We start from the raw sequence: 17035 nt of genomic DNA on the forward strand, positions 1-17035 counted from the left end.
GGCGCAAGCTCCCGGGCCGGTTCCTGACTCTGTTATTTACGCCATCTTTTTTCCGCTACAGCATTCTTCTACTGTTCTGTTTACCGTTGCTATGATTTCACCATTTGGCCGCCGGCTTTTGCGCGGTGTTACAAGCATACTGCTGGCTGGAACGGCGCAACTGGCCGTCGCCCAGACCCCGCTCATCAATCCTGCCCAGTGGACCAACGAGCTGCGCGCTTTTGCCCGCCAGGACAGCCTCACGCCGCCGCCCGCGCACCCCATCCTGTTCTATGGCAGCTCATCTATTCGGAAGTGGGAAACGCTAGGGCAGGACTTTCCCGGTCGCCCGGTGCTCAACCGGGGCTTCGGCGGCTCCCGCTTCCCCGATGCGCTGTACTACTTCGACAAACTGGTGGTAGCCTACCAGCCCCGGCAGGTACTACTGTATGAGGGCGACAACGACATTGGTTCCGGAGCCACGCCGCAGGAAGTGTTTCAGTCGTTTCTGGCCTTTGAGCAGCTGATGCAGCAGAAGCTGCCGAAGGTACCGCTGGTGTTTCTGGCCATCAAGCCCAGTCCGTCGCGCTGGGCGCTCTACCCGCAGATGCAGGAAGCCAACCGCCTCATCCGGGAGTACATAGCCGCCCACCCCAAGCGCCTGCGCTACCTTGATACCGCCACGCCGCTGCTCGGCCCCAACGGCCGGCCCCGCCCGCCGTTCTACGAATCCGACAGCCTCCACCTGACCCCCGCCGGCTATGCGGTGTGGAAGCAGGTAGTAGGGAAGGGGCTCAAAAAGTAGCCACCGCCGGCCTCGTTACGTCGCGTGTGGCTAGAAAACCTGCCCGATGCCGAAGTACAGCAACCGGTCTTCCCGGGACATGCCGTAGTCCAGAAACACAATCGTTGACAGGTTCCAGGCCACCCGGGCCCCCGCCCCGTACGAGAGTTTGATGTTGTCGAAGCTCAGGTCCTGCCATCGGTTTCGGACCGTACCGGCATCCGCAAACGGTGCCACGCCAAGCCCAAAATTCTGGCGGCCCAGCTTCAGGTCGGCCACGCGGATGCGCAGCTCGGTGTTGGCGAAAGCTACCGTGCGGGCCAGAAACCGGTTCTGCCGATACCCCCGCAACGACTGCTTGCCGCCCAGCGCGTTGATGCTGCCATCCGGGCTCCACTGGTCCTGAAACTCGAAGAAGGGCGCCTCCTTGCCAAAGATGGTACCGGCACCGGCGCGGGCCGCAAATACCGTCCGCCGGCCCACCGGCAGCTTCTGATACAGGCGCCCCTGGAAAAACACCTTGTTGAAGTTGAACTGCGAGCCGATGATTTTATTGGAAAACTCGTTGGCTGCTTCGAAGTACACGCCCTTGGTAGGGTCGGGCTCGAAGTCGCGGGTATCGTAGATCAGGGCCGTCTGCACGATGGAAATCCAGCCACCTTTCAACCCGAAGATGGCGCCCTGCTCGAAGTCGCGCTCCAGCAGCGACTTGCCGTTGGGGGCGCTGCTGCTGGCGCCGGTTTGCGGGTCTACGGCATCGGTTTTGGTGCCCGTGAAGGTTTTGTACTGCAGGTTCTGAATTTCGTAGCCGCCCATCACCCGCATTTTTCCGGCCCCGATGGCGTAATCGGCCTTCAGGTTGAGCATGTACTCCGTTTCCCGAAACCGGTTGGATAAGGCGTCCGTCACCAGAGCCGCTTCCCCCGCCTGACCGGGGCGCAGCTGCTTGCGGGCGTTGTCGTAGGCCTTATAGGTTGCAAAGGTTCTGGTCGGGTCCGAGGGCAGCCGAAGCTGGCCCAGCGTGGCGTCGGTCAGCCCGAAGTACAGGTTGGTGGGGTTCTGCTGGGCCTTGAAATCCACCCGGTAGCGCCAGCGCGAGCCCCGGTAGTAGGGCACATCGGCGGAAAGCGACAGCTCCCGGGCGTTGGAAGTGTAATAGGCAACGTTGGCCTTGAGGTGCGCCAGATAAGGCGTGTACGCAAAAAGCGGATTGTCGCGCGTGCCATTCCAGTACACGTTGGACTTGATGCCCACCCCAAACCCCGTCACCGGATCAGACGACGCATCCGGCAGGCCGGTAATAAATGTGCCTTCCCGCTTCTTGGCCAAATCGGCATCCGACATCCGCTTAGACCGGATAAACGACAGGCTGCTGGGCGCTGGCGTGCGCCCCCACGCCGAGCGTGAATAGCAGCAGTGCAGGTAGTCGTTTCATACAGGAGCTATCAGGGGAATTTGGGCAGGATGGGCAGACAAACGGCCCGCTGCCATTACTTGGTATGGCGGCGCGCCGTTTGTGGCGCGCAAGTTACAGGAGAAGTGCATGGCGCGGCCGGAGTTGGGGCACAGCTCCTCAAGCGGATGGCTCACTCGACAAAGTTGAGCGATGGCCGGGTAGGTGGTGCGAACGGATTCAGGTGTAATCGAGGTGGAAAATTAAAATGCTACAGCTGGTGAAACTTGCTGCAGACTTGTCGGTACCAAATTCAGCAGATACAGCGCGTTGGCAATACAGGCTGATGCACTGTAGTTGGTGTGCAAAAACACCGTTTTTCCTTGGTGGCTAAAGGCGCTGCTACTTAATCCGGCCGTTGGCTTTTGTAGTGAGAGCAAAGCGGTTTTCTTGCCAGCTCTATCTGGATATGGGAATGTAATGACTGGGTTCTGCGCCAGAACAAACTCCCCGACCTTGTGCAAAATGCCCTTCCACGTTTTCAGATCTGCTACTGACCCATCAGGTAACCGCAGTAGCTTGGGTTTATGTTCGGGTAAGGAAGGAAGCATGTTGAGGTGAGTCAATTCTACGAAGTCTGTTTGCTCAACTACTGCCTTGTGTAGCTTCGGCTGCTTGTCATCTTTAGTAACAACTGAGGGAATAAAAGCTGCTTCCGGCACTGCAGGAACCGGCAGAGCAACGCCATAGCCACTCTGGGCGGCGTCCAACCACTGAATCAGGTGTAAAGCTGCGGGCAGCAAGTCGTCGGCCAGAGAAAACGTAATGGCTTCCGTATTGCCTTTGTGCAGGTTGGAGTAGCAGTGCCAACTCAGGCCGTCGGTAATGAAAACGGTTTGCACTTTGAAGCCCAGCGCGTAACCTAATACTTTGCTCACGTAGCCGTGTTTGTCAAGGCTTGCGTCCAGACACTTGGCTTCTATTACTAGATGGGGTTTGCCGGTACTGTCGCGCAACAGGTAGTCCACCCGCAGGTCGCCGCCAATTGTCTTTTCCGGTTCTACCATCTGCACATTGGCCGTATCCCAGCCCAGCGCCCGTAGCACGGGGTCAATCAGTGCGGCGCGGGTGGCCGCCTCATTCTTGCGGAGCAGCGGCGCGTTGAGTCCCGCACTGGTGCGAACGGCTTGTAAGACAGTATAGAGAGACGCTAACGGACTTGTGACGGACATCAGGAGAAGATAAAATGGCGTAGTACAATGTTAAGAATTTGTGGCCGCCTGCGGGCTGTTGTTGCGCCGCTAGTTACGCCCGGCCGGATTCCCCCGTACCTTCGCTTACCCCAAACCGCGCGGCGGGAAACCAAACCCCCGCCCCACGCTGTTTAACGACCTATGGCCGACAATTCCGCTCTGCAAGTAGCCGCCCCCGCGGCTGACCCCATTGACCAGCTCGACCCGCGCGAGTTTATCCTTATCAAAAACGCCCGCGTCCACAACCTCAAGAACCTGAGTGTGGCGTTGCCGCGCAACAAGTTCATTGTGGTAACGGGCCTGTCGGGCTCGGGTAAGTCGAGTCTGGCGTTTGATACGCTGTACGCCGAGGGCCAGCGCATGTACGTGGAGAGCCTCAGCAGCTACGCCCGCCAGTTCCTGGGCCGTATGGACAAGCCCGACGTGGACTACATCCGGGGCATCTCGCCGGCCATTGCCATCGAGCAGAAGGTCAGCATCAAGAACAACCGCTCCACCGTGGGCACCAGCACCGAAATCTACGACTACCTGAAGCTGCTGTTTGCGCGGGTGGGCCGCACCTACTCGCCCGTGAGCGGCGAGCAGGTGAAGAAAGACAACGTGGCCGACGTGGTGGACTACCTCATGCGCCTGCCCGCCGATACCCGCGTGATGCTGCTGGCCCCGTTGCAGCCCGCCCAGGATGGCCGCCCCATGAGCAAGGAGCTGGATCTGCTGCTGCAAAAAGGCTATAGCCGGGTAGTAGTGAACGGCGAGACTGCCTTCATCGAGGAACTCATTGCCGAAGGCCAGCCCGAAGTAACGGGTGAAGTCTTTATCATGATTGACCGGGCCGTCATTATCCCCGGCGACGAAGACCTGACCTTCCGCCTCGCCGACTCGGTGCAAACCGCCTTCTTTGAGGGCCACGGCAGCTTGCTGGTCAGCGAGCAGGCCAGCACTGCCACGGAGCCCACCACCAAGCAATTCTCCGACCGGTTCGAGCTGGATGGGCTGGCGTTTGAGGAGCCGAGCGTCAACTTCTTCTCCTTCAACAACCCCTATGGTGCCTGCCAGACCTGCGAAGGGTTCGGCTCGGTGCTGGGCATTGATGAGGACCTGGTAATTCCGGACAAGAGCATGACGGTGTACGAGGGGGCCATTGCGCCCTGGCGCACCGATAAGCAGAGCGAGTGGCTGAAGCCGCTGCTCAAAAACGGCATCCGCTTCGATTTCCCCATCCACCGGCCCTACAACGAGCTAAGCGAAGCCGAGCGCACCCTGCTCTGGAAAGGCAATAAGTACTTCGATGGCCTCGATGCCTACTTCAAATGGGTGAGCGAGCAGACCCACAAAATTCAGTACCGGGTGCTGCAAAGCCGCTACCGGGGCCGCACCACCTGCCCCGATTGCCGGGGTACGCGCCTGCGCAAAGACGCCCAGTACGTCAAGATTCAGGGCCAGAGTATTACCGATCTGGTGCTGCTGCCGGTAAGCCGGGCCCTGGAGTTCTTCCAAACCCTCGACCTGCCCGAGCACGAAGCCAAAGTAGCCGAGCGCCTCGTGACGGAAGTAACGAACCGGCTGGAGTACCTGAATCGGGTGGGCCTGGGCTACCTCACCCTCAACCGCCTCAGCAGTACGCTCTCGGGCGGGGAAAGCCAGCGGATTTCGTTGGCTACCTCGCTGGGTTCGGCGCTGGTGGGCTCCATGTACATCTTGGACGAGCCCAGCATTGGCCTGCACCCCAAGGATGCCGAGCAGCTGATTGGGGTGCTGCGCTCCTTGCAGCAGCTCGGCAACACCGTGATTGTGGTGGAGCACGAGGACAAGATGATGGAACAGGCCGACCAGATCATCGACATCGGGCCTGAGGCCGGCTCGGGCGGTGGCATTTTGCAATTCCAGGGTACCTACGCCGAGGTACTGGCTTCTGATACCTACACCGGCCAGTACCTGAGCGGCCGCATGGCGGTGCAAGTGCCAAAGGTGCGCCGCCCCTGGCGCAACGCGCTGGAGCTGACCGGGGCCCGCGAAAACAACCTCAAAAACGTGAGCGTCAAGTTTCCGCTGAATGTGATGACGGTGGTAACCGGCGTATCCGGCTCGGGCAAAAGCACCTTGATCCGGCGGATTCTGGCCCCGGCCCTGCTCAAGCAGCTCGGCGGCGGCGCGGGCGAGGCCACCGGCAAGTTCGACCGCCTCACCGGCGTAAACGGCCAGGTAACGCACGTGGAGTTCGTGGATCAGAACCCCATCGGCAAAAGCAGCCGCTCCAACCCCGTTACCTACGTGAAAGCCTACGATGCCATCCGGACCCTGTTTGCCGACCAGCAGCTGGCCAAGGCCCGGGGCTTCAAACCCTCGCACTTCTCCTTCAATATTGATGGGGGCCGCTGCGAAGTGTGCCAGGGCGAGGGCCAGGTGAAGATTGAAATGCAGTTCATGGCCGACATCTACCTGACCTGCGAGGCCTGCGAGGGCCGCAAATTCAAGCAGGACGTGCTGGACGTGCAGTACAAGGAGAAAAGCATCAACGAGGTGCTGGAAATGACCATCGAAGACAGCATCGAGTTCTTCAGGGACCAGCCCAAGATTGTGGAGCGCCTCAAGCCGCTCGATGACGTGGGGCTGGGCTACATCCGGCTGGGGCAGTCGGCCAACACGCTGAGCGGCGGGGAGGCCCAGCGCGTGAAGCTGGCGTCCTTCCTGACCAAGGGCAACACCCTGCAGAACGATAAAATCCTGTTCATCTTTGACGAGCCGAGCACCGGCCTGCACTTCCACGACATCAACAAGCTGATGACGGCCATGAATGCGCTGGTGGAGCAGGGCAACTCCGTGCTCATCATCGAGCACAACATGGACATCATCAAGTGCGCCGACTGGGTGATTGACCTGGGCCCCGAGGGCGGCACCAACGGCGGCCACCTGCTATTCGAAGGCACCCCCGAGGAGATGGTGAAGCTCAAAGACACCAACCATACGGCCCGCTTCCTGGCCGAGAAGCTGTAGCGTGCCCCGCCTTCTACGGTGCCGCCCTGCCTGAGCTACTCAGGCAGGGCGGTTTGGTTAGCAGGCCTGCGTGGCCCGATACTTGTCTGCCGGATAACCGGCTTGGAATAAAAAGACTCAAAACCGTACAGCCATGATGGTGGAGCAACAACGGAAAGTGCGTGTGCAGTACGATGAAGCAGCCAGTTTCTTGCGGGCCGCCTGGGTTGCCGGGGAGCCGCTGGAGCGGTTTCAACCCGCGTTAAAAGCCCTGACGCAGCTTAGCCAGGAGCAACACGTAACGCGCTGGCTGATTGACATGCACAACGTTCCGCCGCTGGGATTCATGGAACAGACCTGGATTGGCCAGGAATGGTTTGCCGAAATGGCCCGCACGCCGGTGCAGCAGCTGGCCCTGGTGCTGCCACCCGATATGCACAACTATCTGGTGGCTACTGCCCCGGTGCACGATGCCAAGCTGCAGCTACCCTTCAACCTGCACTTTTTCTCGGACGCAGCCTCCGCGTTTCACTGGTTGCTGGAGGAAGTGCCGCATCACCCGGCACTGTGGGCCGAGTGGGCCGCGGCCGACGAGCCGGGCTGAACTTCGCACGAGGGCCGCGCGTACACGCCAACCGGTTTTTTTAGCTACTTCGCGCTATGTCCGGTATTTCTTCCTCTGCCACGGCCACGGCCGCCTTCAATTATCTTTCTGCCCCTACCAAAAGTAGGGCCTGGCGCTGGGCCGCTTTGGTGGCTATTGTGGGTAATATTGCGCTGAACTACGTGTCGCAGCGGTTTCCCTTCAACGGGCAAACCAACGCCGATGTCTCGGGTAAATATCCCACGCCGCTCACGCCGGCCGGCTACGCGTTCAGCATCTGGGGCGTGATATTTCTGAGTCTGCTGGTGTATGCAGTGTGGCAGCTGCTACCGGCTCAGCGGCGTACCCCTTTGCCGGACGCCGTGGCCCGGCCGCTGGTGCTGGTGAACGTATTGACGAGCTTCTGGCTGGTGGTATTCGCCTATGAGCTGCTGCCTTTGAGTGTGGTGGTGATGCTGGGTATTCTGGCCGGGCTGGCGGTGGTGTACGGGCGCGTGCGGTACTATGCCAGTCGGGGCGAGGTGCCGGTTTGGGTGAATGTGCCGTTTGGCCTGTACCTGGGCTGGATTTCGGTGGCGCTGGTGGTGAATGCCACCGTAGCCCTGGGTACCCGCTGGCAGGTAAGCGAGGCCAAAGGCATCGAAATAGCCATTGTGCTGGTGGGCATTGTGGCGGGCCTGGCCCTCAACGTGACCAAACGGTTCCGCGAGCTGGCCTACCCCGCCGCCGTTACCTGGGGCCTGGTGGGCATCTGGGCGGCCCGCCGTGGCGTGCCCGCCACCCTGGTGCTCTCCTGGATGGCCCTGGCTGCCGCCGTGCTGATAACCTTGGTAAGCTTGGGCTTGGTGTGGTGGGGGAAAAGAAATGCAGTAGTAGGTAATTAGGAACGTCATTCTGAGCAGAGCGAAGAATCTCTACCGCTTCGTTGCCGCTCCGACACCACATCAGCACGCGAGATTCTTCGCTCTGCTCAGAATGACGTTCCACTCACTACTCCATCCTTCCGCATTGCCTAACTTGCGGCTCAACTCCCAACCTCAACCCTTTCCGCTATGCGTAAGAATATTGTGGCCGGCAACTGGAAGATGAATACCACGCTCCAGGACGGTCAGGCGCTGATTTCCGAAATCGTAAACATGGTGCAGGACGAAGCGACCAGTTCCTCGGTGGAGGTAGTGGTATGCCCGCCCTTCCCCTTCCTGACGGCCATTGGCAAGCAACTGCCCGAGGGCGGCCGGTTCCACCTGGGCGCGCAGAACTGCCACCAGAAGGAAAGCGGCGCCTACACCGGCGAAGTATCGGCCAAGATGTTGCAGTCAGTGGGCGCGGAGTACGTGATTCTGGGCCACTCGGAGCGCCGCCAGTATTTCCACGAGGATGATGAGCTGCTGAACCAGAAGCTGAAAGCCGCCCTGGCGGCCGGCCTCAAGCCCATCTTCTGCGTGGGCGAGAGCCTGGAAACCCGGGAAGCCGACGAGACGTTCTCCTTCATCAGCAAGCAGTTGAAAGACGGCCTGTTCCACCTCAGCAACGAGGAGTTCGACCAGGTAGTAATTGCCTACGAGCCCATTTGGGCCATTGGCACCGGCAAAACGGCCACCAGCCAGCAGGCCCAGGAGGTGCACGCCTTCATCCGGGAGCAGATTGCCCGCGCCTACGACGCCGAGGCGGCCCTGAATACGAGTATCCTTTACGGTGGCTCGGCCAACGCCCAGAACGCTCGTGAGCTGTTTTCGCAGCCCGACGTAGATGGTGGCCTGATTGGTGGTGCTTCCCTTAAATCCCGCGACTTCACGGAGATTATTAAGTCGTTCTAAGTGTAGAACTGAGAACCGAGAGGGTAGAACCGAGAAGTAAGTCGGCCGCATTTTTGCTGTTTGCCTCTCAGTTCTACCCTCTCGGTTCTCAGTTCTATTATCTAGCCTCCATGCTGCCAACCCTGTTGCTTTCCGGCCTGCTGGCCCTCAACCCGTTCGCCGTACCGCAGCCGCGCGTGCCGCTGGCAGCCGCGGCTGCGGTGGGTTCCGTGGACCCCTGTCGGCTGTACGGTACGGTGTTTCTGGAAACCGACCCGCGCCGCAAAGGGCAGTGTTTTGGGGTGGTGTATCAGGAGCCGGATGAGGCGTTTGCCGATTTGCTGGTGTATTCAGAAACCAACAAGCTCTTCGCTGATAAGGTGGGCTTGTGGTATCTCACCGATTCCCGCGACTTTGCCGATTACGTGCTCTTCGTAACCGACAACCGCAACCTGGCCGACTTTTCATTCCATTACACCAAAGTGCGCGGGCACGCCGGCTGCCGCAAGCAGTAGCCGGAGCCGTTTTTTCCTCCGACCTTTGCCGTCCCGCGCCGCTTGGCGCGGGACGTTTTGTTTTCCTGATTTACTAGCTGAATTGCTGCAATGGACTACGTTGAACTGCGCGTGCAGGCTCCCCGCGAGCTGAGCGACATACTGGTGGCCGAACTGGCCGAAGTGGGCTACAATACCTTCGAGGACAACGACGAGGGCTTTTGTGCCTACATTGATGAGGACCAGTTTTCGGCCGATAACGTAGCCGAAATCATGAGCCGCTACGAGGGCCTGGGCGAGGTGGAGTTTGAGCACCGCGTGATTACCCGCCAGAACTGGAACGCCGAGTGGGAAAAGAACTTCCAGCCCCTGGTTATTGCCGATAAGGTATCAGTGCGCGCCCCCTTCCACGAGGCCCGACCCGATTTGCAGTACGAAATTGTCATCATGCCCCGCATGTCGTTCGGCACCGGCCACCACGATACCACGGCCCTGATGATTACCAACCAGCTCGACATCAACCACCAGGGCAAGCGGGTGTTGGATATGGGCTGCGGCACCGGCATTCTGGCCGTTATGGCCGTGCACCTGGGTGCCAGCTACGTGCTGGCCGTGGATGTGGAACCCTGGACCGCCGAAAACGCCGCCGACAACGCCCAGGAAAACAACGTGCAGGATAAAGTGGAAGCCCGCCTCGGCGACGTAACCGCGCTGGAAGGGGAGGAGCCCTTTGACATTATCCTGGCCAACATCAACCGCAACGTGCTGCTGGAGGATATGGGCGCCTACGCGCAATACCTTAAGCCCGGTGGCCCCATCCTGTTCAGCGGCTTCTACGAGGACGACCTGCCCTTGATTCGGGAGGCCGCCGAAACGGCCGGCTTCCGCTACGAGAGCCACCGCACCCAGAACCACTGGGTATCGGCCGTGTTCCGCCAGCCGGCGTAGTGGCCTTCTGGCTTTTGCCATACAACCCTACCGCTTGGGCCACTTGGCCAGGGCGGTAGGGTTTTTGCTGAAAAAGGGCTGACACTCAGAATTGAACGAAAAAAAGCCCGAGTATGATTGTGGGTAGGCGAGGGCCGGAGCACACCGGAAAGTGCTGTTTTTTACTGAAATTGTAGGCGAGTAATCAGGTTTCTGTGGATAGGTATATGAAGCATTTCGCTTTTAGATGGGTTTGCGCCGTGGTAATGAGTTTGGGGATTGGTGCGCCAGCCTGGGCGCAGCAAAAGGCCCAGCCAGCTAAAAAAGGCGACCCGGCTCCGGTAGCGCCGGCTTTGCCCAAGTTTACGGGCAAGCTGAGTTCGGAGCCCGCGCAGTTTATGGTGGACGTGCAGTCGATGATGGCCACCACCAACAACGCGGCGGCCAAAACGGCCGGTACGCGCCTGCAGCAGGTGTGGGCCAGCAACCGGCTCACCGCTACCCAGCAGCGCTACATTGTGGCCCTGAGCCAGTACATGCTGGGGCGCAAGTTCCGGCCCAAGCCCCACTTCGAGCAGTTCTACACGGCCATTGCCGCCGGCGTGCTGGTGCAGAACTTCTCCGATCAGCAGATGACGGAGTTTCTGGACGTGGCCGGCAAAACGCTGGAGAAGGAGCAGCCCGCCGATGCCGAGAAGTTTCTGGCCACCAGTGCCGCCTTCCTGGATACTAAATTCCTGCATAAGTCGCGCTACAGCTCGTTGCAGGTAGTGGGTGGCACGTTCAGCTTCGCCTATCACGCCCAGGACATGCCTTCCCTGGCCCCGCCGGCTCCGGCCCCGGTAGTTCCGCCCACGCCCACCGTCAGCACCAAGCCGCTCAATACCAAGGCCAAAACCGCCAAGAAAAGCAGCGGCTGGGGCGACGATGACCCCTGGAACAGCACCGACGACGGCTGGGGCACGCCTGCCAAAAAAAGCACCGGCACCGCCGCTGCCAAGCCCGCCGACTCGGGCTGGGACGCTGCCGCCGTGCCCTCCTACGATGCCTACCTGGCCCCGCCCAGCCGGGGGCCGGCCATCATGCTCAAGGACGCCGACCTGTTCATGGTGTCGCCCTCCGATTCGGTGTACATCCGCAAAACCAGCGGTGCGGTGGTTGCCAATACCAACCGCTTTGTGGGCTACGGGGGCGAGTTTGCCTGGCAGGTAAACAATAACCCCGCCTCGGTGGCCTTGGCCAGCTACGACTTTGATATGCTTAAGGCCGAGTTTGTGGCTAACCCCGTTACGCTCACGTATCCGGCCGTGCTGGAAGCCCCCATTAAAGGCTGGTTTGCCTACAAAAGCGTGCAGCGCAAGCCAGGAGTACAAACCGGGTATCCCCGGTTTATTTCGGCTACCAACGATGCCCGGGTAAAGAACATTGGCGACAACATCCGCTACTTCGGGGGCTTCTCGCTTACGGGTAACCGGGCATTGTCGGCTTCCCTGGATGGGGCTATGTCGCGCATCATTGTGGATGTGGATGGCAAGCCCAAGTTCCGGGCCTCGTCGCGGGCCTATGTACTCGGCGACTCCGTTATTACGGCCCAGCACGCGCAGGTATCCATTTTTCAGGACAAGCAGGACTCGCTCACCCACCCCGGCGTGAAGCTGAAATACAACAAGAACAAACAGATTCTGCAGCTGGCCCGTGAGGATGGCCTCTACAAATCCACGCCCTACTACGACTCCTACCACCAGATGGAAGTGGCCGCCGAGCTGCTGACCTGGCCGGTGCGTACGCCCACCATCGACTTCAGCGTGCTGACGGCGAAAAACCAGGTAACGGCCAACTTCGAGAGCAAGGAGTTCTACACCAACACCCGCTACCAGCAAATCAAGGCCATCAACAAGCTGCACCCGCTGCAGATGGTGGTGGGCTACAGTCTGGAAAACGGCAACAAGCGCCTGTTTACGGTGCAGGATATTGCCACCTTCCGCCAGCTCAAGCCCGACAACGTGCGCTCCGCCGTGGCTGGCCTGGCCCGCGACGGGTATGTGGCCTGGTACCCCGCCACCGACCAGATTGTGCTGCTGCCCAAGGCTTTGCACTACGTGAATTCCTCAAGGGGCAAAAAGGATTACGACCACATTGCCATCAAGAGCCTGGCTCCGAACGGCAAAAACGCTACGCTGGACCTGAACACCAACGACCTGATTGTACGGGGCGTGGACCGGTTCAACTTCTCCGACGACTCCGTGACGGTGTTCGTGAAGCCGGATTCGTCGGTTATTCGGATTCAGAAAAACCGGGGTGTGCTGTTCAATGGCACGGTGGTAGCCTCCGCCTTTGTGTTCAAGGGCAAAGAGTTCAAGTTCGACTACGACGGTTTCTACATCGACCTGGTGAAGATTGACTCCATCATTGTGAAGGGCAAGGGCTCGAAGGGCTCGGTGATGAAAGCCCGCAAGGACCTAGACTGGACTCTGACCAACAAGAAGAAAAACTCGGCCGGTCGCCTCTACATCAATGCGCCCAACAACAAATCGGGCCGCAAGAAGCTGGGGGCGTATCCGTCGTTTGATGCCAGCACCGGCGCCTACGTGTTCTTCGATAAGCCGGAAGTACTCGGTGGAGCTTACGATACCACCATGTACTTTGATATTCCGCCCTTCAAGCTTGACTCCCTGAACAACAAGAACCGGGCGGCCGTGGGCTTCAAGGGTACTTTCGTGAGCGGAGGAATCGTGCCCAACTTCGATACCAAGCTGAGCATGCAGGACGATGGCTCGCTGGGTTTCGTGTACGATGTGCCCAAGGACGGCTTCCCGCTGTATGGGGGCAAGGGCCGGCTGTTCAATAAAGTGGCTATGAACAACCACGGCTTCCAGGGCATCGGCAACATCAAGTACCTCACCGGCGACTTCAAGAGCGACCAGTTTGTGTTCTACCGGGACTCGGTAGTGACGGTAGGTAAATCGGCTACAATTCTGCCGGGGCCGCTCAACGGAACCGAGTTTGCCAAGGTGACCTTCCTGCCCGGCTATCAAATGAAGTGGGCCGTGAAGCAGGACTCCATGTACCTGACTACGCAGGACAAAGGCGAGGCCTTCAAGATCTACGACAGCACGTACGGCTTCAAAGGTACGCTCACGTACACGCCTACCGGCCTGCTCGGCGACGGCCGCATGGATGGCCCCCAGTCGTTTATCCGCTCCTCTACGTTTGCCTTCAAACCCACCCGCTACACCGGTACCAAGTCCACACTGAACATCAAATCGGCGGAGGTGAACAAGCCGGCTCTCACGGCCAACAACGTAAGCTTTACCTATGATTTGAAGGCAGGTAACACGGAATTTGCCCGCGAAGCCGACGACAACAAATCCAGTATTGAGCTGCCGTACTCCCAGTACCGCACCACGCTGTCGGGTGGCAAGTGGGATTTCAAGCAGAAGCTGGTGCAGCTGCGCCTGGCTCCCGGGGCCGATTCGTCGCGCTCCTTCTTCTACAGCACCAAGCCCGAGCAGCACGGCCTCAAGTTCCAGGCCGCCACGGGCCAGTACGATTTGAGCCGCTACCGGCTGGTGGCCGGCGGGGTGCCGCGCATTTCCTCGGCCGATGCCTGGATACTGCCCGACTCCAGCAAAGTGTACATTCTGCCCAACGCCGAAATGCGCGCCTTCCAGAACGCCGGCATTGTGATGGACACCCTGCGCAAGTTCCACAACCTGTATAAGGGCGAAATCCGGGTGCAGTCTCGCACGGCCTTCACCGGCAATGCCCTGTACAGCTACAAAACCTCGGCCGACTCCTTCGCCATCAAGTTTGCCAACTTCCACGTCGACTCTACGGCAACGGCCATGGCCTCGGCGGGCCGGAAAGGTACGGGCGGCCTCACAAAAGGTCTGCTGAAGCGCGGGCCCGATGCCGGCGACGACCTGCCCCCGTCGCCCCCCACTATTGCCGTCGCCAACCTGGCCGCCGCCGATAAATTCCACCTGGCCCCGCGCATTGCCTACCGGGGCGGTATCACCATGAACTCCCAGAAAAAGGGTTTCACTTTTGATGGGCAGGCCAAGCTGAACTTCGTGAAGTCGCCAACCTCCTCGGAGTGGTTTGCGGTGCAGGATACCATCGACCCGAAGGCCATTCGCCTCAAGATGGGCAGTCCCAAAACCGAGGACGGCACGCCCATGCTCACGGGCCTGTTTCTCTCGGAGGGGACCAACAAAATCTACCCGCTGTTTGTAGCTCCCAAGCCCGGCGTAACGGATATGAACCTGTTTGAAGTAGATGGTAACCTGACCTACGACATCAAGAAGAAGGTGTACGCCATCAGCCAGCACAACCCCAACGACCCCGATGTGTATGAAGGCTCGGTGCTGACCCTGCGGGACTCCACGGGCCAGATGGATTTCCGCGGCAAGCTCAACCTCATCAACTCTAATAAGGACTACTCCCTCACGGCCGCCGGCCTGGGTACCGCCAAACCCGACAGTAACCTGTACAACCTGGACACCTTTATGGCGTTTGACATTGTACTGCCCGAAAAGGCCGTGGAAGCCATGGGGCAGGACTTGGCCACCAACGCCAAGGGAGCGCCCGAAGCTCTCACCGGCTCCCCGGCTCAACTCTACAAGATGGGCGAGTTTGTGGGCAACAAAGTGGTGCAGGACTACAGCACCCGTAAGGGTGGCTACGTGCCGCTGCAGAAGCTGTCGGCCAAGTTCCTGCACACCATTGTGCTGAGCCAGGTAAATCTGCGCTGGGACAACAAGTTCAAGGCCTGGTACTCGGTGGGGAAGATTGGCCTGGTGAGCGTGGGTAAGAAGGACATCAACGCCCTCATCGACGGCTACATCGAAATCAAGAAGGAAACCACCGGCGACGCCGTGGAACTGTACCTGGAAGCTGAACCCCAGACGTGGTACTACCTTAAGTACTCCAACAACGTGCTGCTGACCAAAGCCCAGCACGGCTCCTACGACGAGATTGTGGGCCTCAAAGCCAAGGGTGACTACAACACGGCCACGCAATACGGCTTCTACCTCGGCGACGACCAAGAGGTGCAAACCTTCCTCAACCACTTCCGCAAGGACTACCTCAAGGACACCAGCAAGAAGAAGGTCAACATCACGCAACCTGAGCCCACCGGCAACTTCGACTTCGACCAAGACGCCAACAAGAAGAAAAAGAAGAAGAAGGACCCCGTGCAGGATGCTCTGGACTATGACCCCAACGCCGAGCCACCAGTAGAGGAACCTAGCAGCAAAAAGAAGAAGAAAAAGGATGAAGCCGTAGAGACGGCTCCCGCGCCCACCGAAGCCCCCGCCGAGGACACGGGCAAGAAAAAGAAGAAAAAGGACGAAGCCGTAGAGGCCACCCCGGCCCCCACCGATGCCCCGGTGGAGGAAAACAAGAAGGAGTCGAAGAAGAAAAAGAAGAAAGACGCCAACGACCCCTTCGGCGACGAATAACCGCAACGCCCCGGCAGCCTCTGCCGGGGCGTTGTGTTGTGAGGGGAGTCTTAGGTCGTCATGCTTCGGCAAGCTCAGCATGACTATTCTATGTATTCACCAACGCCCCCGCATCACCTCCGTATCTTTACCCCATCGACTGAACCGCTACTCTCTTCTCCCGCATGAATCTCCCCTTAGTGCTCGGCCTGCTGGTGGCCGCTTACCTCATTGGCTCCATCCCGACGGCTCTGTGGGTAGGGCGGGCGTTTTTCGGGCTGGATATCCGGGAGCATGGCTCCGGCAACTCCGGGGCCACCAACACCTTCCGGGTGCTGGGTAAGAAGCCGGGCTCCTTTGTAATGGCCGTGGATGTGCTGAAAGGCTGGGTAGCTACCTCGCTGGCTACCGTTATGCTGAACCAGGGCGCTATTCTGCCTTCCCAGCTGCTGTACTACCAGCTGGCCTGCGGGGTGCTGGCGGTGGTGGGGCACATTTACCCCATCTGGGCCGGGTTCCGGGGCGGGAAGGGCGTAGCCACCATTCTGGGCGTGATGCTGGCCATTGCCCCGGCTACCGTGGGTGTGTGCATTCTGGTATTTATTGCGGTGCTGCTGGCCTCGCGCTACGTGTCGTTGAGCAGTATGTCGGCCGGGGTGGTGTTTGCCCTGCTGCAGTTGCTGCCCCCGTTCCGCCCCGATAACCAGCTGCTGGTATGGTTTGGCTTCGTGGTGGCCGGGCTGCTCATCTACACTCACCGCGCCAACATCCAGCGCCTGCGCGCCGGCACCGAAAGCCGCGTGCCCATGCCCTGGGATAAGAAGTAGCAAGGGTATTTTATGCGTTACAGAAATTGATACATGGCCTTTGGTTTCTTCTTTGGATTGATACTGGTTCCTGGAACGATAATCCTTTTAGTCCTCGCTGCAATTACCCGGAAGAAGATATTTCTCAAAGTTTCAGCGGTCAGTTGGTTAGTGGTAGTAGTGCTAGGAATTGTGCTTTTCGCAACTCGTCCGCTGTTCGAAACCATTAAGCTGAAGAAGGAAGATTTATATGGCTCATACATAATCGACCGTAGCAAATTTCCGGGGCGTCAGGCCGATTGGCAGTACAATACCTTCCGTTTCACCATCACGCCGGATGACAGAATTACCTTTTTTGTAATGGATGGTGATAGGGTTGTGAAGCTCCATGTGGGTACGGTATATACTGTGAAGCCATATGAATCCTATCGACTTGCGGTGAGCATGCAGCAGCCAACGCACCATATTATGTCGTCGAACCCGACTATCTACCGCCGAGGTCGGCAGTTCTATCTGGTATTCAATTCCCCGCTTTTCGGAAATGTATTTTTCCGAAAAGATGATTGGGAACCGCTGAATAATTGA

The 17035-nt window shown here is 59.2% G+C and carries 12 protein-coding genes; 10 read left to right on the forward strand and 2 right to left on the reverse strand.

The genetic code is table 11. From position 1 onward, the window contains the following. Window positions 1-91 precede the first annotated feature (91 nt). Window positions 92-784: an SGNH/GDSL hydrolase family protein gene (locus tag ACN19L_RS14545; RefSeq protein WP_426490217.1), complete on the forward strand. Its 693-nt coding sequence runs from the start codon at window positions 92-94 to the stop codon at window positions 782-784. Between the two features lie 30 nt (window positions 785-814). Here ACN19L_RS14545 and omp85 read toward each other — a convergent pair whose 3' ends face one another. Together omp85 and ACN19L_RS14555 are read right to left on the reverse strand one after the other, a co-directional pair. After that, window positions 815-2185 (reverse strand): Omp85 family outer membrane protein, encoded by a 1371-nt coding sequence (omp85, locus tag ACN19L_RS14550; RefSeq protein ID WP_426493590.1) that lies wholly within the window; start codon window positions 2183-2185, stop codon window positions 815-817. A 234-nt stretch (window positions 2186-2419) separates the two neighbouring features. Then, complete coding sequence (locus ACN19L_RS14555) at window positions 2420-3388, reverse strand: hypothetical protein (RefSeq protein ID WP_426490218.1); 969 nt, start codon at window positions 3386-3388, stop codon at window positions 2420-2422. A gap of 162 nt (window positions 3389-3550) precedes the next feature. Here ACN19L_RS14555 and uvrA point away from each other — a divergent pair, with 162 nt between their 5' ends. The 9 genes from uvrA to ACN19L_RS14600 all read left to right on the forward strand — a co-directional run bounded on the left by uvrA (window position 3551) and on the right by ACN19L_RS14600 (window position 17035). After that, window positions 3551-6403 (forward strand): excinuclease ABC subunit UvrA, encoded by a 2853-nt coding sequence (gene uvrA / locus ACN19L_RS14560; protein ID WP_426490219.1) that lies wholly within the window; start codon window positions 3551-3553, stop codon window positions 6401-6403. Between the two features lie 133 nt (window positions 6404-6536). Continuing rightward, entirely contained in the window at window positions 6537-6986 is a 450-nt protein-coding gene (locus ACN19L_RS14565; RefSeq protein ID WP_426490220.1) for a hypothetical protein, read from the forward strand. A 56-nt stretch (window positions 6987-7042) separates the two neighbouring features. After that, window positions 7043-7870, forward strand: coding sequence for a hypothetical protein (locus tag ACN19L_RS14570; protein ID WP_426490221.1), 828 nt, complete (start codon window positions 7043-7045; stop codon window positions 7868-7870). 168 nt (window positions 7871-8038) lie between these two features. Next, window positions 8039-8803: a triose-phosphate isomerase gene (tpiA, locus tag ACN19L_RS14575; protein ID WP_426490222.1), complete on the forward strand. Its 765-nt coding sequence runs from the start codon at window positions 8039-8041 to the stop codon at window positions 8801-8803. Between the two features lie 110 nt (window positions 8804-8913). Continuing rightward, entirely contained in the window at window positions 8914-9297 is a 384-nt protein-coding gene (locus ACN19L_RS14580) for a DUF6150 family protein (RefSeq protein WP_426490223.1), read from the forward strand. 90 nt (window positions 9298-9387) lie between these two features. Further along, window positions 9388-10224: a 50S ribosomal protein L11 methyltransferase gene (gene prmA / locus ACN19L_RS14585; protein WP_426490224.1), complete on the forward strand. Its 837-nt coding sequence runs from the start codon at window positions 9388-9390 to the stop codon at window positions 10222-10224. A gap of 245 nt (window positions 10225-10469) precedes the next feature. Next, window positions 10470-15665 (forward strand): hypothetical protein, encoded by a 5196-nt coding sequence (locus ACN19L_RS14590; RefSeq protein ID WP_426490225.1) that lies wholly within the window; start codon window positions 10470-10472, stop codon window positions 15663-15665. 164 nt (window positions 15666-15829) lie between these two features. After that, window positions 15830-16471, forward strand: a complete 642-nt coding sequence (gene plsY / locus ACN19L_RS14595; protein WP_125433779.1) for a glycerol-3-phosphate 1-O-acyltransferase PlsY — start codon at window positions 15830-15832, stop codon at window positions 16469-16471. 33 nt (window positions 16472-16504) lie between these two features. Then, a complete protein-coding gene (locus ACN19L_RS14600) occupies window positions 16505-17035 on the forward strand; it encodes a hypothetical protein (protein ID WP_426490226.1) in 531 nt (176 codons plus the stop codon).

It is taken from the genome of Hymenobacter sp. 102, from assembly GCF_049949205.1.
Taxonomy (GTDB): domain Bacteria; phylum Bacteroidota; class Bacteroidia; order Cytophagales; family Hymenobacteraceae; genus Hymenobacter.